The following is a 23,334-nucleotide window of genomic DNA, read 5'->3' as shown; positions in this document are numbered from 1 at the left end:
AATGAGCTTATGGATTAATAATCAATGGCTAGTGGGCGATGGTGAGCAATTTCAATCACTCAATCCTTATAATGATGATGTAGTTTGGCAAGGTCATGCCGCGAGTGTTGATCAAGTTGAGCGTGCTGTTGCCGCTGCAAATACAGCGTTTTTAAGCTGGCGTAATACGACGTTTAGTGAACGCTTAGCCATCATTGAACGCTTTGCTCAATTACTGCAACAACATCAATCGCAACTGGCACACATTATTGCAACTGAAACAGGTAAGCCATTATGGGAAAGTACCACTGAAGTTGCGGCTATGATTGCCAAAGTAGGGCTATCAACGCAGGCTTATCATGAGCGAACCGGCACCCGTCAGCGTCAACAGGACAATACCACCATGATTGTTCGCCATCGTCCGTTAGGGGTAATGGCGGTATTTGGACCGTATAACTTCCCCGCTCATTTACCTAATGGTCATATTATTCCTGCATTGTTAGCCGGTAACACCGTGGTCTTTAAACCCTCAGAGCTAACGCCTAATACTGCCCAACGGATGTGTGAGTTGTGGCAGCAAGCGGGTATTGCTGATGGGGTGCTTAATTTGGTGCAAGGTGGACGAGCAACGGGAGCAGCATTAGCCATGGCAACTGGGGTCGCTGGGGTATTGTTTACCGGGAGTGCACAAACAGGACATTTATTGCATCAGCAATTTGCAGGGCAACCTCAAACCATGCTGGCTTTAGAGATGGGAGGCAATAACCCATTGGTTGTCGGTCAAGAGTATGGTGAGATTGAGGCGGCAGCATATACTATTATTCAATCGGCTTTTTTAAGTGCAGGGCAGCGTTGTACGTGCGCGCGGCGATTATATATTGCCACCGGAAAAGCTGGCGATGCTCTGTTAGCCCGTTTAGTCGCGGTCGCCTCGCAATTGCTGGTGGGGGATCCATTAGCAACCCCTGCACCGTTTATGGGACCATTAATTTCTGCTGTGGCGGCGGATCACATCATATTGCATCAACAACAACTCTTGGATGCTGATGGCGTTGCTTTATTAATGGCAACTCGAGGACAAGGCGCAATTGTTACACCTGCGATTATCGATGTTAGTGCTATTAGTGAACTCGCGGATGAAGAATATTTTGGACCGTTATTACACGTTAGTCGTTATGTCGATTTTACTCAAGCGGTCGCGAGTGCTAATCAAACCCGTTATGGATTAGCCGCGGGGTTAATTTCCACTGATAGCCAGCAATGGCAGTATTTTATTGAACATATTCGCGCTGGAATTGTGAATCGTAATCGACCGTTAACGGGAGCGAGTGGTGACGCGCCTTTTGGTGGCCCTGGCGCATCAGGTAATCTTCGCCCGAGTGCCTACTATGCGGCTGATTACTGTGCTTATCCGATGGCATCTGTTGAAGGGGATGATGTGCAATTACCGTCTCAATTAGCGCCGGGAGTAAGCTTGAGCTAAGGTTTAATGAGTGATAATACTTTCAATAGGCAGGCTGATTATGGAATCTATTACCCAACTTTTTGATAGTTTATGGCGCGATTATAGTCAACGGTTATGCCCCTCTGCGGTGCAAATACAGCAGTTGTTAACTGAGGACGTGGCGTTACTCAATGATCATATAGCATTGCGTAGTTTTGGATTACCCAAATGTGGCTTAGCGGTAATTGCCGCGCCATTTATTGCCTTGGGGTACCAGCCACAAGCGAAATATCATTTTAGAGCTAAAAAGTTGTATGCAGAATCCTTTATTCATTCCAATCCGTTACTGCCAAAAGTCTTTATCAGTGAATTACAATTAGCGGGGTGTTCTGCAGAATTACAACAAATGATACGGACATTGCTCGATCAGGTTGATGATGCTTATTTTCGTCAACCTGATTTTGTTTATAGTGGTCGTCCGTGGCAACTTGATTTTGCAACCTATCAATTTTTAGCCGCTGAAAGTGAATATGCGGCATGGGTTGCGGCGCATGGTTTTGGGGCTAATCATTTTACGGTCAATATTAATCAATTAGAGCAGTTCTCTGATCTTGAGGCGGTGAATCATTTATTACGTCATAACCAGTTTGTGATTAATCAGGCTGGGGGCGAAATTAAAGGTAATGCTGAAGTAATGTTAGAGCAATCAGCAACTATGGCTGATGTAGTAGGAGTGAGTTTTAGAGATGGTATTCATAAAATATCGGGTGGATTTTATGAATTTGCTAAACGTTACCCGCAAACCAATGGTGAATTATATTCAGGGTTTGTGACTGCTTCAGCAAATAAGATATTTGAAAGTACGGATCGTGAATAGAAAGCATTCATCGGTACAAAGTGAACTATCGCGTAATAAAAAACAGCACTGCGTCATATAAGTGCTGTTTAGAATAAAATTAATTATCTAGCGGCGAACCCCAAACTCCTGATTCATCAGCAGGGCAGCGGCGTAATTCTGTTTGTTGTTCAAGGTAGCAACGACTATCACTAAACCCTGTCATTTCAATGGTTGTTGGTTGACTGGTTAATACCCCAGGTACTGTGGTGTAACTATTAGCAGAAAAGCGTTCAATATCCATATTGACCATTATTGATTTAAAATCCATTTGTGAGCGAAATGTAGCATAAATAGATGCTATTACAAGTTAAAATTTAACAGTAATGCAGATGTGCTCAATGATTGCTTTTGGGTGTGACCATAAGGGGGAAATGATCAAAAAAAACCGCAGGCATAAGCTGCGGTTTCATCGGTGATCTCGGTATTACTAAAATAATTAGCGTGTACCGTAAACCACAATAGTCTTGCCGTGAGCAGAAATAAGATTTTGCTCTTCCAGCATTTTTAAAATACGACCCACTGTTTCGCGAGAACAACCTACGATCTGGCCAATTTCTTGACGAGTGATCTTAATTTGCATGCCATCAGGGTGTGTCATTGCATCGGGTTGTTTTGCAAGGTTAAGTAGTGTCTGTGCAATACGACCAGTTACATCAAGGAATGCAAGATCTCCTACCTTTTGACTTGTCACTTGTAAACGACATGCCATTTGAGCAGATAGACGCATTAAAATATCTGGATTAACTTGAATTAACTGACGGAATTTCTTGAATGAAATTTCTGCAACTTCACAAGGGCTTTTTGCACGAACCCAAGCTGTACGTTCTTGGTCATCTTCGAACAAGCCGAGTTCACCAATAAAGTCGCCCTGGTTTAGGTAAGAAAGGATCATCTCCTTACCTTCTTCATCCTTGATTAATACAGCAACAGAACCCTTCACGATGTAGTACAAAGTTTCTGCTTTTTCACCTGCGTGAATTAACGTACTCTTTGATGGATATTTGTGAATGTGACAATGGGAAAGAAACCACTCTAAAGTTGGATCTGTTTGCGGTTTACCTGGAACCATATTACTAACTTCCTCTGCATATGTTGCCCAACAATATGTTCTGTAGATATAACTCAACAAAATGGTGTGTTGGCAGGGTTACTCACTCAGCGGTTAGGCTGTGAGTTAACTTGAACTGGCTTAGAGTGTATCCTTTTTCTGCAGCTTTTTCTTGATATTGATCGAGCAGACTTGCTCATTTATGAGAGATAAGTGTGCACGTGATCACATCGTTGTGACTTAGTTGCCTAACGTGCCGTTTTAAAGTGGTTTTACTCTCTAATTTTACAAATATAAATATGCAACATTATTAACATAAAACAAAATAAACACTGTTTACATTGATGAAATTGATGAAATTGTCAATGAAAATGAACTGAATTTCTGAAGAATATAGCTCAAGGATATAAATATGCAATCACGTGTGAAGTGGTTAGAAAATATGACGTTTGTAGGTCAATCTGCATCGGGTCATAGTGTTGTGTTAGATGGTAATGGCGGTGAAAAAGCCCCAAGTCCAATGGAATTAGTATTAATGGCTGCGGGAGGGTGTAGTTCAGTTGATGTTGTTAGTGGTTTACAAGAATTACAGCAGCAGATCACTGGTTGTGAAGTTGAAATCTCAGCTGAACGTCGTGAACAAGCCCCTCGAATTTTCACTCATGCAAATTTACACTTTGTTGTTACGGGTCATGATTTAAATGATCAGCTAGTGAGTAAAGTGGTGGCAGACTCTCTCGAAAAATACTGCTCAGTGTGTTTAATGCTGGGTCAAGGTGTCGAAATGAGCCACAGTTATGAGATTGTTGTGGCGTAACACGATGATGATTGCGGTTGCTGATACCAGTGACCGTTAATTTAACAAAGTAATGGTTAATTAATATCGGTAATGATTACGCTATTTTGCCGTTTTCAATTAATTGTTCGAGCAGCGGGCGCATAATTAATTCCATCGCAAAACTCATTTTACCACCGGGGACAACGAGAGTGTTGTGACGTGACATAAATGAACCTTGAATCATCGCTAATAAATGCGGAAAGTCGACATTCTTTAAGCCACGAAAACGGATCACCACAAAGCTTTCATCTAAACTTGGAATACCTTTGGCACTAACAGGGTTTGAGGTATCCACCGTAGGGACTCGTTGAAAGTTAATATGGGTGCGAGAAAATTGCGGGGTGATGTAATTTAAGTAGTCATCCATTGAGCGCACTATCGATTCCATCACCGCTTCTCTTGAATGGCCGCGATCACGGGTGTCTCGAATGATCTTTTGAATCCACTCTAAGTTAACAATCGGCACCATACCAATCAGTAAATCAACATGTTGGGCTGCATTGGTTTCCCCATCAACCACACCACCATGTAACCCTTCATAAAATAATACATCGGTATTTTCAGCAAGCTGTTGCCAAGGGGTGAATGTTCCTGGCATTTGATTATAAGGTACGGCTTCATCAAAGGTATGTAGGTAACGCCGAAACTTGCCACTACCGTCTTGAGCATATTGTTCGAAAAAGTGGGCTAATTGCTCGAAATCATTGGCTTCAGCACCGAAATAACTGATGTGGCGACCTTGATCTTTAGCTTTACGGATTTCACAATCCATTTCTGGGCGAGTAAATCGATGAAAACTATCACCTTCTAACCATGCCGCGTTGATGTCCATCATATTAAACATCTTGCGAAAGGCTTCAGAGGTGGTGGTTGTGCCCGCGCCTGATGAACCTGTGACAGCAATAATAGGGTGTTTTACCGACATAACTCACCTGTTGTTGTGATTATTACGTGATGAATAACAAAAATAGACAGTGATAAATGTTACTACAAGTTTGCTTAAATGTCGGTATTAAGTGATAAAAATGCAGATGAAGACAAGTTTTGGTGAGTGATAATACAGTGACTAATTGGATTACATTTGATTTCTCAGCTTAATATCTACCGATTCATGTAATTCAGAGAAAACAATCACCGCATCACCTGATTCTAGTTGGCGTCGAACATAAGCGACTTTATCACTGAGGCTGATTTCTACTTCGCCATAATCGGTACCTTCACGCAAAATAAATTGTTCAATCAGGTTTGTTAATGTTTCTGGATCGATGTCTTGCCAAGGAATAATCATTACAACTTCTTAAATGATTAATAAAATAATAGCCGCAGTATATTCTTAAACTTGACTGAAAAGAAACTTAGTCATTATGTGGTGATATTGCTTGATACTAAGTTAATTGTTGCTGAAACCACGTCGGCACAGTGTGTTCTAACCAAAATTGTGGTTTGAGTAAGCTGCCATTGATAAAGCCAACATGACCCCCTGTCGCTGATAGATCATAGTGAATGTTGGTGGGTAAGGGGTGCTGAGGAATGACATCACGACACATAAAGGGATCATCTTTAGCGTGAATAATCCGTAAGGGGAGTGTGATCTTAGCCAGTTGTAGTAAACCACTACAACGTTGATAGTAATCATCGGCATTCTTAAAGCCATGCAGTGGTGCCGTTACTGCTTGGTCAAATTGCCATACACTGTTAATTGATGCCAGTTGTTGCTGATTAATCGGCATGGTATGAGGGTGACGCTCAATTTTTTGGGCAACGGTGCGTTTAAGTGATGTTAGTAAGTAGTGTTGATAAACGCGCGAGAACCCTTGCTGAATACGATGGGAACATGAGGCTAGGTTGAGCGGTGGTGAGATAGCTTGGGCTGCGATGAGTTCGCTATTATCAAGGTAGTGAGCTAAGTAATTAATCAGCACATTACCGCCAAGTGATACACCCACTGCCATTAACGGACGCTGTGGAAATTGCTGACGTAGCCATTGAATGAAGAAGCGTACATCTTTAATGTCACCAGAATGATAGCTTTGTGGATGACGATTTAGTTCACCACTGCAACCTCGAAAATGCATCATTACCCCAAGCCAACCTTGTTGTTTAGCTGCCATCAATAAGCCATTAGCGTAAGGGCTATTAAAGCTACCTTCTAAGCCATGTAATAAAATCATCAATGGCTGGTGGTGGTTAATTAGGTCGGGCTGCTCTGTCCATGCCAAATCAACAAAATCGCCATCAGGCATTTCAAGACGCTGGGTGATGGGTGTAAAGAGGGGCTGGTGACGAATTAAGCGAGGTAATAAGGTTTGTAGGTGTGGATTGCGTAATCCTATCGGGGCAGTGAATGGCTGCATATGATGGCCTTTACTCATACTTAAATAAAAACGCCGTAACAATGAAAATCGCTACGGCGTTAAATGATTACTCAGCGTTAAGCTGGCTTTCCATTTCTTCTAATTGTTCTTGCAGTTCCATCCATGCCACTTCAATGTCTTCAAGATCAGATTTAGCATCCCCTTGAAGTTTTAACTGTTGATTCATTTGTGCTTTATTTTCCGGATCATAAATGGTGCTGTCACTTAATGCCGTTTCAGCTGCGGTAATAATCTCATTAAGCTTATCCATTTGTTTTTCAAGCTTAGTCACTTCTTTACGAATTGGTGCTGTTTGCTTGCGGAACTCGGCATCTAAACGCTTTTGTTCTTTACGTGATGCGGCACTATTGTCTTTATTGGTTTCGGGTTTTGCCGCTTGTTGTTCACGACGCTCATTGCGATGTTGCTCAGTTAGCCACTTGTGATAATCACTTAAGTCACCATCAAATGGCATTACTTGGCGATCATGAACCAGGTATAGATCATCGGTGGTTGCACGTAGTAAATAACGATCGTGACTAACAATAACCATTGCGCCTTCATAAGATTGCAACGCAAAGGTCAGTGCTTGGCGCATATCTAAATCGAGGTGGTTAGTCGGTTCATCGAGTAACAATAGGTTTGGACGTTGCCATACAATTAGCGCTAATACTAATCGTGCTTTTTCACCACCAGAAAACGGACCGACTTTTTCTAATGCTTTATCACCAAGAAATCCAAAACTACCTAAGTAATCACGCAGTTGTTGTTCAGTTGAGTTAGGCGCAATACGTGCCATATGTTGTATTGGCGTATCATCAAGGTATAAGGTTTCTAATTGGTGCTGAGCAAAGTAACCAATTTTAACCCCTTGCGAAAAGGCCATATCACCGGCTTTGGCTGGCAATTCACCAGCAAGCATCTTAATTAAGGTTGATTTACCGGCACCATTACGACCCAGAAGGCCAATTCGACTTCCTGGAACAAGGTTCAAGCGGATCTTTTCTAGAATCAGTAAATCATCATAACCAGCGGCAACATGATCCATCATTAGAATCGGATTTGGCAGTGCGGTAGGCTCTCTAAACTCAAACATAAACGGATTATCAAGCTGCGCGGGCAGTACTTTTTCCATCCGTTCTAGAGCTTTAATTCGGCTTTGCGCTTGGCGTGCTTTACTGGCTTTGTAGCGGAAGCGTTCGATATATGACTGCATGTGCGTCATTTGCTTCTGTTGCTTTTGAAACATTGCCTGTTGCAGGATTAGCTTTTCTGAACGTTGGACTTCAAACGATGAGTAGTTACCGCTGTAACTGTTCATGGTTTGGTTTTCAACGTGAATAATACGGTTGATAACAGGATCTAAGAAATCGCGGTCATGGGAAATTAGCACTAGCGTACCACGGTAGCTTTGCAGCCATTTCTCAAGCCACATTACCGCATCGAGATCTAAGTGGTTGGTTGGTTCATCGAGTAAGAGTAGATCTGAGCGACATAACAATGCTTGAGCAAGGTTTAAACGCATTCGCCAACCACCAGAGAACTGGGTTAAGTTCCATTGCATTTGGTGTTGTGAAAAGCCTAAACCATTCAATAATTCAGCTGCACGGGCATTAATAGTATAGCCACCAATAATGTCAATTTTACCGTGTAATTCAGCGACTTTATTGCCGTTGTCAGCCAGTTCAGCTGCGATTAATTGACGCTCAAGTTCGCGATATTCGCGATCGCCATCAATGACATATTCAATCGCCGCTCGCTCTAGGGCTGGTGTTTCTTGTGCTACCCACGCTAATTCCCAATTACTTGGAAACTGACAATTACCGCCATCTAAGCTGAGTTCATTTTTAAGTAATGCAAATAAGGTTGATTTACCACAACCATTTTTACCCACAAGGCCAACTTTGTCGCCTGGGTTAATGGTCGCAGTGGCATTTTCAAGCAGAACTTTACCACCACGTAGAAGTTGGATATCTGAAAAGATAATCATCGATAGCGCCGGGGACGTGCCCGCTCCACAAAATTAAACGGAAATCATGCTCAGGAGTCTAACCCAAACTTGAACCAGTGGCTAACCTGACACTGAGTTAGCACCATACTGGCAATGTGCAGATGTAAGGCTGATTAAAATAGGAATATCAACTAAACAATCATATTAAGTAACAATTAGGTATGATAGTTAACAATTAGGCGTGCAATGTTTTATAACGGCGTTACTTCATTCATCAAATGACGTGCAGAAGGACAGTATGACCGATTTGAAAATATTAATTATCTTTGCGCATCCTGATCCACAAGAGTCAGTGGCTAACCACGCGTTACTTAATGAAGTAAAACACTTGTCTCATGTCACTGTGCATGATCTGTATGCTACCTATCCTGATTTTTTTATTGATGAAGTGGCTGAGCAAGCATTAGTGATAACCCATGATGTGATTATTTTCCAACATCCCTTATATATGTATTCTTGCCCTGCATTACTTAAAGAGTGGCTTGATCGGGTATTGAGTAAAGGTTTTGCTCATGGAGAAGGTACGGCAACCAACGGTAAATATTGGCGATCAGTGATCACTACCGGCGGTGCAGCTGAGGCTTACAGTGCTGATGGTTATAACCGTTGCAGCATTGATGACATTTTAAAACCGTTTGAACTGTGTGCCGATCTTTGTCGTATGCAATGGTTACCCCCATTAGTCATGCATTGGGCGCGGCGTATTCCGACCATTGAGCGGCAATATTATGCGCAAACCTATCATCAGTGGTTAGTCAGCCCCCATCAATATGAACCTTTATTACCTTTAACCGTAGGAGATGTAAGCCATGAATAATGACTTCTTACTGGTGATGGTGATTTTTTTAGGCGCTGCCATTATTGCGGTGCCATTAGCACAACGGTTAGGTTTGGGATCGGTGCTGGGGTATCTCATTGCGGGGATCGGCATTGGCCCATGGGGTTTAGGACTGATATCTGATGTGGACGCTATGTTGCACTTCTCTGAATTTGGGGTGGTGCTACTACTATTTTTAATTGGCCTAGAACTTAACCCTAAAAAATTGTGGCAAATGCGTAAACCTATATTAGGGTTGGGTGGCAGCCAAGTGGTGATCACTAGCATCATAATAGCCGCTATTGCTTTTGGCTGTAATCGTTTGTTTCCTGCTCTTGGTTGGCGTGATGCGATTGTTATCGGCATGGGGTTGGCATTGTCGTCAACCGCGATAGCATTACGGGTGATAGATGAACAACAATTAAGTGGTAGTGAAACGGGTCAATCAGGATTTGCTGTGCTGTTGTTTCAAGATATCGCGGTTATTCCAATGTTAGCATTATTACCATTGCTGGCAGGTAATGCTGGTGGCAGCTGGCTTGATGGCGTATGGATGCTAAGCAGTATTATTATTTTCTTAGTTGCAGGACATTTTTTATTACGGCCCCTATTTCGTTATGTCGTTATGAGTGGTGTACGTGAGCTGTTTAATGTCGCCGCTTTATTATTGGTGGTGGGTATTGCACTGATTATGCAGATGATCGGTTTATCAATGGCTCTCGGCGCTTTTCTTGCTGGCGTATTACTGGCGGAAAGTGAATATCGACATGAGCTTGAAATTGCCATTGAACCTTTTAAAGGATTATTACTGGGGTTATTTTTTATCTCGGTTGGAATGGCGGTTAATCTGGGATTATTGTTGCAATACCCACTACAGATATTAGCGACAGTTATTGTATTAGTGATGATTAAAGCGGGCATATTATATGTATTAGCGCATCTATTTGGTGTTGAAATGAAAGCGCGCAGCCAAATGGCCGCTATTTTAAGTCAAGGGGGTGAATTTGCGTTTGTATTGTTTACTGCAGCAAACGCGGGTGGATTATTACAAGGTGATTTGACCCCGTTGTTATTAGTGGTTGTGAGTTTATCAATGATGACCACCCCGCTGATTTTACAAATACAAAAGCGTTGGTATGTCCATAGTTTTAAAACTGAAGATAAACAACCACCACCTGCAAATGTTATTGATCGTCAACCGCGTGTAATTATTACAGGATTTGGACGATTTGGGCAGGTAGTGGGACGTTTACTGTTTGCTAATAAAATTCGCGTTACCGTATTAGAGCGCGATCCAAGTCAAATTCAGTTCTTGCGTAAATTCGGTTATAAAGTGTATTACGGCGATGCAACCCAGCTGGATTTATTACGCTCAGCAGGTGCGGATAATGCTGAAGCTTTAATTATCTGTACTGATGACCCCAGTGAAGTGATAGAGGTAGTGACACTTTGCCAACAACATTTTCCACGATTGAAGTTAATGGCACGTGCGCGTAGTCGAGTTGAAGCGCATCAATTATTGAGTTATGGGGTGGAATGTTTTTCACGTGAAACATTTGAAGGCGCCCTTGATTTAGGTCGTCAAGCCCTCATATCTTTAGGTATGCATCCCTATAAAGCGAATCGTGCTCAGGCACATTTTCGTAAAATCGATAGCCAAGCGTTACGTGATTTATTGCCTCAACATAGTGAAGATGTCAATTTGGCTTCACGTCAAAAAGAGGCCCGTAAAGAGCTAGAAGATATTTTTGATCGTGAGATGCGTGGTGAGCAACAACGCTACCAAGGTTGGGATTAATCAGGGAGTGATTAACATGGTCAAAAAACGATTTATTGCAGGAGCGATTTGTCCTAACTGCCAAGCATTAGATACATTACGCTGGTGGCAACAGCATGATGTTGAGCATATCGAATGTGTTCAATGTCAGCATATTGATACACGTTTGCCGCAGGCAGTAAAAGAAAGTGAACAACTTTCTTCAATAACCAAACAACAAGTGATAGGGATTTTCAAACCAGAGTAATGTGATAATGGCATCTCAATGGTATTATCCTGTATGATGTGAAAACAAAAACTATCACCCCAAGCTTAAATTTTGGAGTTAACATGAAAGTCGCTAAAGACACAGTAGTAAGCCTAGCTTACCAAGTGAAAACTGAAGAAGGTATCGTTGTCGATCAATCAACAGTTGAAGTTCCTCTTGATTACCTACACGGTCATAACAACCTTATTCCTGGTCTGGAAAAAGCGCTTGAAGGCCACGTGGCAGGCGATAAGTTTGAAATCACTGTTGCTCCTGAAGATGCTTACGGTGAGCACATGGACGAAATGGTTCAGCGTGTTCCTGCAAATGTATTCCAAGGTGTTGATGAAATTACTGTTGGTATGCGTTTCCTTGCTGATACAGATCAAGGTCCAATCCCTGTAGAAGTAACTGAAGTTGACGGCGACGAAGTTGTTGTTGATGGTAACCATATGCTTGCTGGTCAAACATTAGGTTTTGACGTTGAAGTTGTTGCTGTACGTGCTGCAACTGAAGAAGAAGTCGAACACGGTCACCTACACCAAGAAGGCGGTTGCTGTGGTGGTGAAGGCGGTTGTGGTGATCATGGCGATGATGATTGCTGTGGCGGCGACCATGATCACGGTAACGACGAAGGTTGTTGCGGTGGCGAAGGTAAGGGCGGCTGCGGCTGTTCTCACTAATCACATTTATTGTGATCATAAAAAAAGGAAGCCTCGGCTTCCTTTTTTGTTTTTATCTTGTCGAACCTCGAATCTCTATTTAATAATGTGGTGGCGGTGTTTCTTCTGATTCATCTGCCATATTAGAGGTTTGCATACCTTTAACTTTACCGACCATAAACTTAAGTTGTATTTCCATTCGATCAATCATAAATTGCTGCTTAGTGAGCGCATCATTTAATTCATCCATGGTCTGTTCTTGGAAGGCGAGTTTCATCTCGAGTTCATCAAGACGGCTTTGTAGTTGTTGTATCTCATTCATGGGATATTTTTCAGTCGGTTGACCAGGCTTGAGCGTAACCGGCAGAAGAGCCAGCGACAACATTACCTGTAGGGCTAATAGCGACATCATACACCACTGCTGTGGTGGGTCGAGTCTTTGGCTGTACTTCCGCTCGCCAATCTTTAATATTTTCACCATTATCTGTGCGCCATAATTCGACTCGGCGTGACGGTGATCCCGTTACCAAAAATTGTCCATCATCAGAAAAACGCGCACTAGAAAGTGTTTGATAACGTACTTTCATTGCTAATTGGGTGATTTTCTTCCCCGTAGTTAAGTCCCAAATAATATTGTCATTATTGTCGGTAGCAGAAAAAGCGAATTTTCCATCCCGTTGCAGTGCGACTTGGTTGACACGACTGCTATGCTTAAATGAATAAATAATCTGCCCACTGCGGGTATCCCATAAATAGGCATGGTGATCATTACCGCCAGAAAGCGCATAACGGCCATTAGCCGCAAGGGCAACACTATTAACTTTGTCGCGATGGGCTAAAAATTCTAATCGGCGTCCACTGGTGAGATTAATAAATAGTGCTTTACCATTACTTAATGCTAATAGCACGTCAGTACCATTATTGGCGATAGCGACATCTTTAATTGTTGCGTAATCAATCGACCATAAACCATGGGATTGTGACCATCCTAAATCCCATACTGCAAAATTTTGAGTTGTTGCGGTTATGGCATAACGATTGTTATCAGATATATAACTTGTTATCACGCTATTGTGATATTGATCTTGAGAACCAAAATCAGCTAACTTTTTGTTTTGCTGTAAATCCCATAGCGCGATACCTTGTATGTTTGTGCTAATAAGTGCAAAACGGCCATCACGGCTAAGGCTTAAACTCGTGCTACCTTGTTGAGCAAGATGCCAGCGTTGAACTTCTGAATCAAAGGGAAAACAACCGCTTAAGGCAAAAGCAGAGAAAAGTAGACTAACTGACAAAAATTTCTTGTACATTAAGCTCTGGTTCCGCTTTATTAGGGTAACTAGATAGAAGAAATGAATCTGCTTAAATAACTGTAGCACTAAGTATTTACAGTTACTTAATCAGAGTGGTAGTAGTATATTGATATAATTTTGTTTTCATACTCATACTAATAAACACAGTGTAAAAGTGAGGCATGACCTCAATGACTGATGGAGAAATACATGAAGCCTATTTTAAAGATGTCTGTATTAGCAGCAACAATCTTCCTTGCTGTGGGTTGTCAGGACGATAATAAAGCAGACACCAATAAGCCGGTTGAGCCTGCAAAAGTTGAACAAACAACCACTTCAGCAGCTGTTGCAACAACAGATGCTGCTAAGGTTCAGTTTAAAACTGAAGATCAAAAAGCAGCATATGCTATTGGTGCATCACTAGCACAATACCTATCAGCTAACCTTGATCAACAAAAAGAGCTAGGTCTTAACCTTAATCGTCAAGATGTACTTGCAGGTGTTGAAGATGTGTTTGCTGGTAAGAGCCGCATGACACAAGAGCAAACTCAACAAGCACTACAATCTCTAGATCAACGTGTTGCTAAGATTGTTGAGCAGAAAGCAAAAGCTGAGGCTGAAAAGAACATTAAAGCTGGTGAAGATTTCCGCGCGACATTCGCTAAAGAAGCCGGTGTGGTAACAACTAAATCTGGTTTGATGTACAAAGTTGAAAAAGAAGGTACAGGTGCAAAACCAGCAGCAACTGATACTGTTGAAGTGCAGTACAAAGGCATGCTAACTAACGGTACTGTATTTGATAGCTCATACCAACGTAATCAACCTGCCACTTTCCCATTAAACCAAGTGATCCCAGGTTGGACTGAAGGCGTACAATTGATGCCTGTTGGTTCTAAATTTGAATTTGTTATTCCGCCACAACTTGCTTACGGCGCGCAAGCGAACCCAAGCATTCCTGCTAATTCTACCTTAGTTTTCCAAGTGGAATTATTGAGCATTAAAGATGGTAAGCAAACTCAACAGCCTGCTGTTGAAGCTGTAAAAACAACAACTACAGCGACAAAAATACAATAATTGATCACTTTTTAGTGATAAAAAAGCGCAACCATTGATCCAGACCCGACATATGTCGGGTCTTTTTTGTTCTATTATCTGATAAACTTACTGAGAAGATTTTAAATTTTATCAATTATATTGAATGCTTGTGGTGATAGATCTGGGCGAGATCGCATTGTAGATAAGCAGCAAAATGGAAGGTGGTATCGTGATTTCAGTAGATAATCTTGGAACAGAGATAATTGTTGATAGTGACATCGTTGACAGACGAATTTTTTCTGAACACGATGATAATATTCTGCGTGCATATGAAGCTGTTGTTGACGGCTTAGCCGCATTGATTGGGCCATTTTGTGAAATTGTTCTGCACTCTTTAGCCGATTTAAATACCTCGGCAATCAAAATAGCTAACGGTCAAAACACGGGACGTAAAGTGGGATCACCGATTACCGATCTTGCATTACGCTCATTACGTGATATTCAAAAGTCAGAACATAATTTTTCTCGAGCTTATTTCACTCGCGCTAAAGGCGGTGATTTAATGAAATCGATCACTATCGCGATTCGTAATGGTGATAATAAAGTGATTGGTTTGTTGTGTATTAACGTCAATCTTGATGTGCCTTTTACGCAAATCCTGCAATCGTTTATGCCAACGGATGAAGCTAAGCAAGCGGCATCAAAAGTAAACTTTGCTAGTGATGTTGATGAATTGGTCGATCAAACTGTTGAGCGGACTATTGAAGAAATTAACGCAGATAAAAATGTATCCAATAATGCTAAAAACCGTCAGATAGTAATGGCGCTATTTGATAAAGGTATTTTTGATATTAAAGATGCGATTAACCGCGTTGCTGATCGATTGAATATATCTAAGCACACTGTGTATCTTTATATTCGTCAGCGTAAAACAGAGGACGGTGACAAGTGAGTTTAACTTACGCCATTGTGGTTAATGGTCCGGCTTATGGTACTCAAGCTGCGCGTTCTGCTTATCAATTTTCATGTGCACTTTTGGAACTAGGACATACATTAACCCGTGTTTTCTTTTATCAAGATGGTGTTCTCAACGGCAATATACTAACGGCACCTGCATCTGATGAGTTTGATCTTGTTGCCGCATGGCAGCAGTTAGCAAAAACACATCAGGTTGAATTACAGACTTGCGTTGCTGCGGCATTACGACGTGGCGTTATTGGTGAACAAGAAGCACAACAGCATCAATTGCCCAACCATAATTTAGCCGTTGGTTTTGAGCAAGCAGGACTTGGTGGTCTTGCTGAAGTCTTACTTAGTGCAGATCGTGTCATTCAATTTTGAGGTTAGCAAATGAATAACACTGGGTTTGTTTTTCGTCAGCCACCTCATGGCACCAGTAGTGGTCGTGAAGGGCTTGACGCATTATTAGCAGCTTCTGCTTATTCTGAAGCATTAAGCGTATTTTTTATTGGTGATGGCGTATTGCAACTGGTTAAGCATCAGCAACCAGAGGCTATTTTAAGTCGTAATTATATTGCGACATTTAAAATGTTACCGCTATATGACATCGAAAATATTTATGTTTGTCAGCAGTCATTAACTGAACGTGGATTAAGCGTCGATGATTTATTAATTGACGTAATTATCTGCTCCCATTCCGAGTTGGTGACAGCATTACATTGTTGTCGTCAAATTCTCACTTTTTGAGGTGCCGATGTTACATTCTGTGACCCGCTCACCATTTCAAAGCCAATCTTTGGCGCAATGTTTACAGTTTATTTGCCCCGGTGATGAGATCTTATTGCTCGAAGATGCTGTAATTGTCGCCTTGAGTGAAAATATTTACTTTGATTTAATAAAAAATATTGGCGTAAAAATTTATTTACTGGAAGCTGACATTATTGCGCGCGGTTTGCAGGATAAATGTAATAAATATTTTCATGTTGTTGATTATAAGGGTTTTGTTTTGTTAACGGAACAACACGCTCAACACATGAAATGGGCATAATAAGCCATTATTAGTAACGATATATGGACAAAAAAGTGATTGTTTAAGAAATGATCACTTAATTGATCGTTGGTTAGATCTTGACACCTTTGGGTGCGATGCCTAAAATTTCGCGTCCTCCTGTTGTTGGGAGGCAGATTTTTCACCTTACGAAAGTAACAATCAGGAGCTATTTAATGGCAACTATTAACCAGTTGGTACGTAAGCCACGTGCTAAGCAAGTTGTAAAAAGCAACGTGCCTGCACTAGAAGCGTGCCCACAGAAACGTGGTGTATGTACTCGTGTTTACACTACTACACCTAAAAAACCGAACTCAGCATTACGTAAAGTTTGTCGTGTTCGTCTAACAAACGGTTTTGAAGTAACATCATACATCGGCGGTGAAGGTCACAACCTTCAGGAGCACTCAGTTGTTCTTATCCGCGGTGGTCGTGTTAAAGACCTTCCGGGTGTTCGTTACCACACTGTTCGTGGTGCACTTGACTGTGCAGGCGTTAATGACCGTAAACAAGGTCGTTCTAAGTACGGTGTGAAGCGTCCTAAGTCTTAATGGATTCCGTTAAGTAAGGCCAAACACTAAAATTATTTAATTTTGAAGAAACTGAAAAGTTTTGGATAACCTGAAGAAGACAACGGAGATAATCCATGCCACGTCGTCGCGTAATCGGTCAGCGTAAGATCCTACCAGATCCTAAATTCAAATCAGAATTGCTGGCAAAATTCGTTAACATCCTAATGGTTGACGGAAAGAAATCTACTGCAGAAAAAATTATTTATGCTGCACTAGACACTACAGTAGAGCGTTCTGGTGAAGAACCTTTATCTGTATTTGAAAAAGCTCTTGAAAACATTCGTCCAGCGGTAGAAGTTAAATCTCGCCGTGTGGGTGGTTCAACTTACCAGGTGCCTGTAGAAGTACGTCCAGTACGTCGTAATGCACTAGCTATGCGTTGGTTAGTTGAAGCTGCGCGTAAGCGTGGTGAAAAATCTATGGCTCAGCGTCTTGCAGGCGAAATGCTTGATGCGGCTGACAACAAAGGTTCTGCTGTTAAGAAACGTGAAGACGTTCACCGTATGGCAGATGCGAACAAAGCGTTCGCACATTACCGCTGGTAATATAGCTGGTAATACCGCTTGGGCACAGCAGGTTTTCCTGCTGTGCCTAAACCATTTTCTAAGGTTCACCTTAGTAAGAGGATACAACCGTGGCTCGCAAAACGCCTATCGAGCGCTACCGTAATATTGGTATCTGTGCTCACGTTGACGCCGGTAAAACAACCACTACCGAGCGCATCCTGTTTTATACAGGCCTATCTCACAAGATTGGTGAAGTACACGACGGCGCTGCTACTATGGATTGGATGGCGCAGGAGCAAGAACGTGGTATCACGATCACCTCTGCTGCAACGACCACCTTTTGGCGCGGTATGGACAAGCAGTTCGACGAGCACCGAATCAACATCATTGATACTCCAGGACACGTAGATTTCACTATTGAAGTTGAACGTTCACTGCGTGTACTAGATGGTGCTGTAGTTGTGTTCTGTGGTGCTTCAGGTGTAGAGCCTCAGTCTGAGACTGTATGGCGACAGGCCGATAGATATGAAGTTCCTCGTATCGTTTTTATTAACAAGATGGATCGCACTGGCGCAGATTTCTTCCGCGTTATTGAGCAGATCAAACACCGTCTTGGCGCAACACCAGTACCGCTGCAATTAAATATTGGTACTGAAGATGAATTTAAAGGTGTCATTGATCTAATTAAAATGAAGGCCATTAGCTGGTCTGATGTTGATCAAGGCACTAGCTTTACTTATTATGATATTCCTGCTGACATGCAAGAGTTAGCAGATGAGTGGCGTATGAACTTAGTTGAATCAGCAGCTGAAGCTAATGATGAACTAATGGATAAATACCTTGAAGGTATTGAGCTGTCTGAAGTTGAAATTAAGGCAGGTCTTCGTCAACGTACCCTCAACAACGAAATCGTATTGGCAACTTGTGGTTCTGCATTTAAGAACAAAGGTGTTCAAGCCGTACTAGATGCTGTTGTTGATTATTTACCTTCACCAACAGAAGTAAAAGCAATTACAGGTGAAGACGAACACGGTAACCCTGTTGAGCGTCATTCAAGTGATGACGAACCATTCTCAGCACTAGCGTTCAAAATCGCAACCGACCCGTTCGTAGGTACATTGACTTTCATGCGTGTATACTCAGGTGTAGTAAATTCAGGTGATACTGTTTACAACACCATTAAAGAAAAACGCGAGCGTTTAGGCCGCATTGTTCAGATGCATGCTAATAAACGTGAAGAGGTCAAAGAAATTCGTGCTGGCGATATCGCCGCTGCTATTGGTCTTAAATTCGCAACAACAGGTGATACTCTGTGTGATCAGAATCATAAAGTGATTCTAGAGCGTATGGATTTCCCTGAACCAGTTATTCAGATCGTGGTTGAACCACGTTCTATAGCAGATCAAGATAAGATGACAATCGCGCTAGATAAACTAGCAGCAGAAGACCCATCTTTCCGCGTTGAAACCGACGTTGAATCAGGTCAGATTCTAATTTCTGGCATGGGTGAGCTTCACCTAGATATCATCGTCGATCGTATGAAGCGTGAATTTAACGTCAACTGTAACGTGGGTAAACCTCAGGTTGCTTATCGTGAAACCATTCGTGGTAACACTAAAGTTGAAGGTAAATTTATTCGTCAAGCTGGTGAAACTGGCGGCCGTGGCCAATATGGTCATGTATGGTTGAATCTTGAACCATCAGAGCCGGGCGAAGGTTTCGTCTTTGTTGATGAAATTGTCGGTGGCAGCGTACCTAAAGAATATATTAGTGCGGTTGCTACGGGTATTGAAGAACAAATGAAGAGTGGCGTGTTAGCAGGCTACCCAATGATTGACGTTAAAGCGACGTTAGTTGATGGTTCTTACCACGACACTGATTCAAGCGAAATTGCATTTAAAATCGCTGGTTCAATGGCATTTCGACAAGGTGCACTTGATGCAACTCCAGTTCTGCTTGAACCGATGATGAAAGTTGAAATTACCACGCCAGAAGATTGGATGGGTGATGTTGTTGGCGACCTTAACCGTCGCCGAGGCATGATCGAAGGTATGGAAGAAGGCAACGCGGGTATTAAAATTATTCGTGCCCAAGTTCCACTATCAGCAATGTTTGGATACGCAACTGATTTACGATCAGCAACACAAGGCCGCGCGTCTTATTCTATGGAGTTTAGCGAGTACGCTGAAATGCCAAAGAACGTTACTGATAAAATTATTGCTGAACGTATTTAATTTCATTATTGCGTCAATGGCTATTGGCGCATAAAATACAAACTTCAGAGCCGTCCCCGACCTAGTAGGGGGCGTATCTTAACTAGGAAGGAACACAATTGTGTCTAAAGAAAAATTTGAACGTCTAAAACCGCATGTTAACGTTGGTACAATCGGTCACGTTGACCACGGTAAAACAACTCTAACAGCTGCTATCTGTACTACACTTGCAAAAGTGTACGGTGGTACAGCTAAAGACTTCGCATCTATCGATAACGCTCCTGAAGAGCGCGAGCGCGGTATCACAATCTCTACTTCTCACGTAGAATACGATACTCCTTCTCGTCACTACGCACACGTAGACTGTCCTGGACACGCCGATTATGTTAAAAACATGATCACTGGTGCTGCTCAAATGGATGGTGGTATCCTAGTTGTTGCTGCAACTGACGGTCCTATGCCACAAACACGTGAGCACATCCTACTTGGTCGTCAAGTTGGTATTCCTTACATCATCGTATTCATGAACAAATGTGATATGGTTGATGATGAAGAACTACTTGAACTAGTAGAGATGGAAGTTCGTGAACTTCTTTCTGAGTACGATTTCCCAGGTGATGATTGCCCAGTAATCATGGGTTCTGCACTAGGCGCGCTAAATGGCGAAGCTGAGTGGGAAGCTAAGATTGTTGAACTAGCTGAAGCTCTAGATACTTACATCCCAGAGCCAGAGCGTGCTATCAATCTACCATTCATCCTTCCAATCGAAGATGTTTTCTCAATCCAAGGCCGTGGTACTGTTGTAACTGGTCGTATTGAGCAAGGTATTGTTAAAGTTGGTGACGAAGTAGCTATCATCGGTATTCACGACACTATCACTACTACATGTACTGGTGTTGAGATGTTCCGTAAGCTTCTTGACGAAGGCCGTGCTGGTGAGAACGTTGGTGTTCTTCTACGTGGTACTAAGCGTGATGAAGTTGAACGTGGTCAAGTTCTTGCTAAGCCTGGTTCAATCACTCCACACACAACTTTCACTTCAGAAATCTATGTGCTTTCTAAAGATGAAGGTGGTCGTCATACTCCTTTCTTCAAAGGTTACCGTCCACAGTTCTACTTCCGTACAACTGACGTAACTGGTACTATCGAGTTACCAGAAGGCGTTGAAATGGTAATGCCTGGTGATAACATCTCTATGACTGTTACTCTAATCGCACCTATCGCGATGGATGAAGGTCTACGTTTTGCTATCCGTGAAGGTGGTCGTACTGTTGGTGCTGGTGTTGTTGCAACTATCGTTGCTTAATAACATTTAGTACTTATGTACAAAAAAAAGAGAGCTTCGGCTCTCTTTTTTATATCTATAAATTATTAGCCGTTATAATTTCGAGTAAATAACAGCATAAATAGATTGTAAGCTACTGATAAATTAAATGAATAACTAGAAAGTTGCTTATTTATCGATCAAGGCTTGCTTTCAAAAATGTGATCTGTATAATGCTCGACACTGCCTGAGACGAAGTCTTGTAAGTGCTGTTGTGAACCAATAAGCATTGAGGAGAAACTTACTGCAGGCTATGCCGGGTATGTTTCATAATGAATACTCTGACTTATGTTCGCAGTCATTAAATTGGCTGACAATGCATCCGATAGGGATGCTACGTTCACATAAATCAATCGACATTCCTTCGTCTTTACGAACGTGAGTGGCGATATTGTTTGTGTAATTTTTATTTGGAGCTCTGTCTAATGCAGAACCAACGTATTCGTATCCGTCTAAAGGCGTTCGATCACCGTTTGATCGATCAGTCAACTGCGGAAATCGTTGAAACAGCTAAACGTACTGGCGCACAGGTTAAGGGTCCAATCCCTCTTCCTACTCGCAAAGAACGTTTTACTGTTCTTACTTCTCCTCACGTTAATAAGGACGCACGTGACCAGTACGAAATTCGTACTCACAAGCGCCTTATCGACATCGTTGAGCCTACAGATAAAACTGTTGATGCTCTGATGCGTCTAGATCTAGCAGCTGGCGTTGACGTTCAGATCAGCTTAGGTTAAGGGGAGATAAGAGAATGATTGGTCTAATCGGTCGTAAAGTGGGCATGACCCGCATCTTTACCGAAGATGGCATTTCTATTCCAGTTACTGTTGTTGAAGTTGAAAACAACCGCGTTACTCAGGTTAAATCTGTAGAAACTGACGGTTACAACGCTATTCAAGTAACAGCTGGAATTAAGAAAGCTAGCCGCGTATCTAAGCCAGAAGCTGGTCACTTTGCGAAAGCAGGTGTTGAAGCTGGTCGCGGTCTTTGGGAATTCCGTCTAGAAAATAATGAAGAATTCGCAGTTGGCGCTGAGCTAAGTGTTGAAATCTTTAACGAAATTAAAAAAGTAGACGTTACTGGTACTTCTAAAGGTAAGGGCTTCCAGGGTGCTATTAAGCGCTGGAATTTCAGTACTCAAGATATGACCCATGGTAACTCCTTGTCTCACCGCGCTCCGGGTTCAATTGGCCAATGTCAAACTCCAGGTCGCGTATTTAAAGGCAAGAAAATGGCTGGTCATATGGGTTCTGAGCGTGTAACGACTCAAAACCTAGAGATCGTACGTGTTGACGCTGAGCGCAATCTGCTTCTTATTAAAGGTGCAGTCCCTGGTGCTACAGGCGGCAACGTGATCGTTAAACCAGCTGTTAAAGCGTAACGTCGAGGAGTTAGTAATGGAATTGGTAGTCAAAGGCGCTAACGCGCTAACTGTCTCCGAAACTACTTTTGGGCGTGATTTCAATGAAGCGCTTGTACACCAAGTAGTTGTTGCATTTGCAGCAGGTGCTCGTCAGGGTACACGTGCTCAGAAGACTCGTTCAGACGTTTCTGGTGGTGGCGCTAAGCCATGGCGCCAGAAAGGTACTGGTCGCGCTCGTGCAGGTACAATCCGCAGTCCGCTATGGCGTTCTGGTGGTGTTACTTTCGCTGCTCGTCCTCAGGATCACAGCCAAAAAGTAAACAAGAAAATGTACCGCGGTGCTATGAAGAGCATTCTTTCTGAGTTAGTTCGTCAAGAGCGTTTAATCGTTGTTGAAAACTTTACTCTAGAAGCACCAAAGACAAAAGCACTAGTAGCTAAGCTTAAAGAGCTTGAGCTGACTGATGCACTTATCGTAACTGGCGAATTAGATGAGAATCTATTCCTTGCAGCACGTAACCTATATAAAGTAGACGTACGTGATGCAGCGGCAATCGATCCAGTTAGCTTAATCGCTTTCGATAAAATTGTAATGACTGCAGCTGCAGTTAAAGCAATCGAGGAGATGTTAGCATGATCACTGAAGAGCGTATTTTAAAAGTTCTACGTGCTCCGCACATCTCTGAAAAAGCATCAATGGCTGCTGAAAACGCGAATACTATCGTGTTTAAAGTTGCTATTACTGCGACAAAGAGAGAGATCAAAGCAGCAGTTGAAAAACTGTTTGAGGTTGAAGTTAAGTCTGTAAATACTCTTATCACTAAGGGTAAGACCAAACGTCAAGGTATGCGCCAAGGCCGTCGTTCAGACGTGAAGAAAGCGTATGTTATCTTGAAAGAAGGTCAAGACATCGACTTCGCTGGTAGTGCAGAGTAGGCTAGGAGCA

At 42.3% G+C, this 23,334-nt stretch carries 28 protein-coding genes; 20 read left to right on the top strand and 8 right to left on the bottom strand.

Going from position 1 to position 23,334, the window contains the following annotated elements:
- The first annotated feature begins 1 nt into the window (after position 1).
- The gene (gene astD, locus CIK00_RS06305) at positions 2-1,462 is read left to right on the top strand and encodes a succinylglutamate-semialdehyde dehydrogenase (protein WP_101768059.1); all 1,461 of its coding nucleotides are present in this window, start codon (positions 2-4) and stop codon (positions 1,460-1,462) included.
- A 40-nt stretch (positions 1,463-1,502) separates the two neighbouring features.
- Positions 1,503-2,300, top strand: a complete 798-nt coding sequence (locus CIK00_RS06300) for a DUF1338 domain-containing protein (protein ID WP_101768058.1) — start codon at positions 1,503-1,505, stop codon at positions 2,298-2,300.
- A 79-nt stretch (positions 2,301-2,379) separates the two neighbouring features.
- Here CIK00_RS06300 and CIK00_RS06295 read toward each other — a convergent pair whose 3' ends face one another.
- Together CIK00_RS06295 and crp are read right to left on the bottom strand one after the other, a co-directional pair.
- Complete coding sequence (locus tag CIK00_RS06295) at positions 2,380-2,571, bottom strand: hypothetical protein (protein WP_233426541.1); 192 nt, start codon at positions 2,569-2,571, stop codon at positions 2,380-2,382.
- Positions 2,572-2,757: 186 nt separating this feature from the next.
- Positions 2,758-3,390 (bottom strand): cAMP-activated global transcriptional regulator CRP, encoded by a 633-nt coding sequence (crp, locus tag CIK00_RS06290; RefSeq protein ID WP_101768057.1) that lies wholly within the window; start codon positions 3,388-3,390, stop codon positions 2,758-2,760.
- 391 nt (positions 3,391-3,781) lie between these two features.
- Between crp and CIK00_RS06285 the strand changes: the two genes are divergently transcribed.
- A complete protein-coding gene (locus CIK00_RS06285; RefSeq protein ID WP_101768056.1) occupies positions 3,782-4,186 on the top strand; it encodes an OsmC family protein in 405 nt (134 codons plus the stop codon).
- A gap of 76 nt (positions 4,187-4,262) precedes the next feature.
- Here the strand turns inward: CIK00_RS06285 and CIK00_RS06280 are convergent, their stop codons facing one another.
- From CIK00_RS06280 to CIK00_RS06265, 4 genes are all read right to left on the bottom strand, one after another.
- The gene (locus tag CIK00_RS06280; RefSeq protein WP_101768055.1) at positions 4,263-5,132 is read right to left on the bottom strand and encodes a phosphoribulokinase; all 870 of its coding nucleotides are present in this window, start codon (positions 5,130-5,132) and stop codon (positions 4,263-4,265) included.
- Between the two features lie 150 nt (positions 5,133-5,282).
- The gene (locus CIK00_RS06275; RefSeq protein WP_101768054.1) at positions 5,283-5,495 is read right to left on the bottom strand and encodes a YheU family protein; all 213 of its coding nucleotides are present in this window, start codon (positions 5,493-5,495) and stop codon (positions 5,283-5,285) included.
- 97 nt (positions 5,496-5,592) lie between these two features.
- The gene (locus tag CIK00_RS06270; RefSeq protein ID WP_101768188.1) at positions 5,593-6,561 is read right to left on the bottom strand and encodes a hydrolase; all 969 of its coding nucleotides are present in this window, start codon (positions 6,559-6,561) and stop codon (positions 5,593-5,595) included.
- 67 nt (positions 6,562-6,628) lie between these two features.
- The gene (locus CIK00_RS06265; protein ID WP_101768053.1) at positions 6,629-8,551 is read right to left on the bottom strand and encodes an ABC transporter ATP-binding protein; all 1,923 of its coding nucleotides are present in this window, start codon (positions 8,549-8,551) and stop codon (positions 6,629-6,631) included.
- 259 nt (positions 8,552-8,810) lie between these two features.
- On the opposite strand from CIK00_RS06265, the gene kefG reads away from it, so the two are divergent.
- From kefG to slyD, 4 genes are all read left to right on the top strand, one after another.
- On the top strand, positions 8,811-9,389 hold the full coding sequence (gene kefG, locus CIK00_RS06260; protein ID WP_101768052.1) for a glutathione-regulated potassium-efflux system ancillary protein KefG: 579 nt from the start codon (positions 8,811-8,813) through the stop codon (positions 9,387-9,389).
- Complete coding sequence (gene kefB, locus CIK00_RS06255; protein WP_101768051.1) at positions 9,382-11,187, top strand: glutathione-regulated potassium-efflux system protein KefB; 1,806 nt, start codon at positions 9,382-9,384, stop codon at positions 11,185-11,187. The genes kefG and kefB overlap by 8 nt, the downstream gene beginning before the upstream one ends.
- A 16-nt stretch (positions 11,188-11,203) precedes the next feature.
- Entirely contained in the window at positions 11,204-11,413 is a 210-nt protein-coding gene (locus CIK00_RS06250) for a YheV family putative zinc ribbon protein (protein ID WP_101768050.1), read from the top strand.
- Positions 11,414-11,496: 83 nt separating this feature from the next.
- A complete protein-coding gene (slyD, locus tag CIK00_RS06245; protein ID WP_101768049.1) occupies positions 11,497-12,096 on the top strand; it encodes a peptidylprolyl isomerase in 600 nt (199 codons plus the stop codon).
- A 79-nt stretch (positions 12,097-12,175) separates the two neighbouring features.
- On the opposite strand, the gene CIK00_RS06240 is transcribed toward slyD, so the two are convergent.
- Positions 12,176-12,397, bottom strand: a complete 222-nt coding sequence (locus CIK00_RS06240; RefSeq protein WP_101768048.1) for a SlyX family protein — start codon at positions 12,395-12,397, stop codon at positions 12,176-12,178.
- Positions 12,398-12,407: 10 nt separating this feature from the next.
- Complete coding sequence (locus CIK00_RS06235; protein ID WP_101768047.1) at positions 12,408-13,385, bottom strand: WD40 repeat domain-containing protein; 978 nt, start codon at positions 13,383-13,385, stop codon at positions 12,408-12,410.
- 192 nt (positions 13,386-13,577) lie between these two features.
- On the opposite strand from CIK00_RS06235, the gene fkpA reads away from it, so the two are divergent.
- From fkpA to rplW, 13 genes are all read left to right on the top strand, one after another.
- Positions 13,578-14,441, top strand: coding sequence for an FKBP-type peptidyl-prolyl cis-trans isomerase (gene fkpA, locus CIK00_RS06230; RefSeq protein WP_101768046.1), 864 nt, complete (start codon positions 13,578-13,580; stop codon positions 14,439-14,441).
- Positions 14,442-14,631: 190 nt separating this feature from the next.
- Positions 14,632-15,354, top strand: a complete 723-nt coding sequence (locus tag CIK00_RS06225; RefSeq protein WP_101768187.1) for a helix-turn-helix transcriptional regulator — start codon at positions 14,632-14,634, stop codon at positions 15,352-15,354.
- On the top strand, positions 15,351-15,743 hold the full coding sequence (gene tusD / locus CIK00_RS06220) for a sulfurtransferase complex subunit TusD (RefSeq protein WP_101768045.1): 393 nt from the start codon (positions 15,351-15,353) through the stop codon (positions 15,741-15,743). The genes CIK00_RS06225 and tusD overlap by 4 nt, the downstream gene beginning before the upstream one ends.
- 9 nt (positions 15,744-15,752) lie before the next feature.
- A complete protein-coding gene (tusC, locus tag CIK00_RS06215; RefSeq protein WP_101768044.1) occupies positions 15,753-16,109 on the top strand; it encodes a sulfurtransferase complex subunit TusC in 357 nt (118 codons plus the stop codon).
- Between the two features lie 7 nt (positions 16,110-16,116).
- Positions 16,117-16,410, top strand: coding sequence for a sulfurtransferase complex subunit TusB (gene tusB, locus CIK00_RS06210; RefSeq protein ID WP_101768043.1), 294 nt, complete (start codon positions 16,117-16,119; stop codon positions 16,408-16,410).
- A gap of 176 nt (positions 16,411-16,586) precedes the next feature.
- Positions 16,587-16,961: a 30S ribosomal protein S12 gene (gene rpsL, locus CIK00_RS06205; RefSeq protein ID WP_004399892.1), complete on the top strand. Its 375-nt coding sequence runs from the start codon at positions 16,587-16,589 to the stop codon at positions 16,959-16,961.
- A gap of 95 nt (positions 16,962-17,056) precedes the next feature.
- Entirely contained in the window at positions 17,057-17,527 is a 471-nt protein-coding gene (gene rpsG / locus CIK00_RS06200) for a 30S ribosomal protein S7 (RefSeq protein WP_101768042.1), read from the top strand.
- A gap of 89 nt (positions 17,528-17,616) precedes the next feature.
- Complete coding sequence (fusA, locus tag CIK00_RS06195) at positions 17,617-19,722, top strand: elongation factor G (protein WP_101768041.1); 2,106 nt, start codon at positions 17,617-17,619, stop codon at positions 19,720-19,722.
- 100 nt (positions 19,723-19,822) lie between these two features.
- Entirely contained in the window at positions 19,823-21,007 is a 1,185-nt protein-coding gene (gene tuf, locus CIK00_RS06190) for an elongation factor Tu (RefSeq protein ID WP_101768040.1), read from the top strand.
- A gap of 443 nt (positions 21,008-21,450) precedes the next feature.
- Complete coding sequence (rpsJ, locus tag CIK00_RS06185; protein WP_006232338.1) at positions 21,451-21,762, top strand: 30S ribosomal protein S10; 312 nt, start codon at positions 21,451-21,453, stop codon at positions 21,760-21,762.
- 14 nt (positions 21,763-21,776) lie between these two features.
- Positions 21,777-22,406: a 50S ribosomal protein L3 gene (gene rplC / locus CIK00_RS06180; RefSeq protein ID WP_101768039.1), complete on the top strand. Its 630-nt coding sequence runs from the start codon at positions 21,777-21,779 to the stop codon at positions 22,404-22,406.
- A gap of 16 nt (positions 22,407-22,422) precedes the next feature.
- A complete protein-coding gene (gene rplD, locus CIK00_RS06175; RefSeq protein ID WP_036789587.1) occupies positions 22,423-23,025 on the top strand; it encodes a 50S ribosomal protein L4 in 603 nt (200 codons plus the stop codon).
- Complete coding sequence (gene rplW, locus CIK00_RS06170; protein ID WP_036789589.1) at positions 23,022-23,324, top strand: 50S ribosomal protein L23; 303 nt, start codon at positions 23,022-23,024, stop codon at positions 23,322-23,324. Before rplD ends, rplW begins: the two co-directional genes overlap by 4 nt.
- Positions 23,325-23,334 lie beyond the last annotated feature (10 nt).

This window comes from Photobacterium carnosum, assembly GCF_002849605.1.
Classification (GTDB): Bacteria; Pseudomonadota; Gammaproteobacteria; order Enterobacterales; family Vibrionaceae; genus Photobacterium; species Photobacterium carnosum.
Note: the sequence above shows the minus strand (reverse complement) of the source record. Positions and strands in the feature narration are given on the sequence as shown.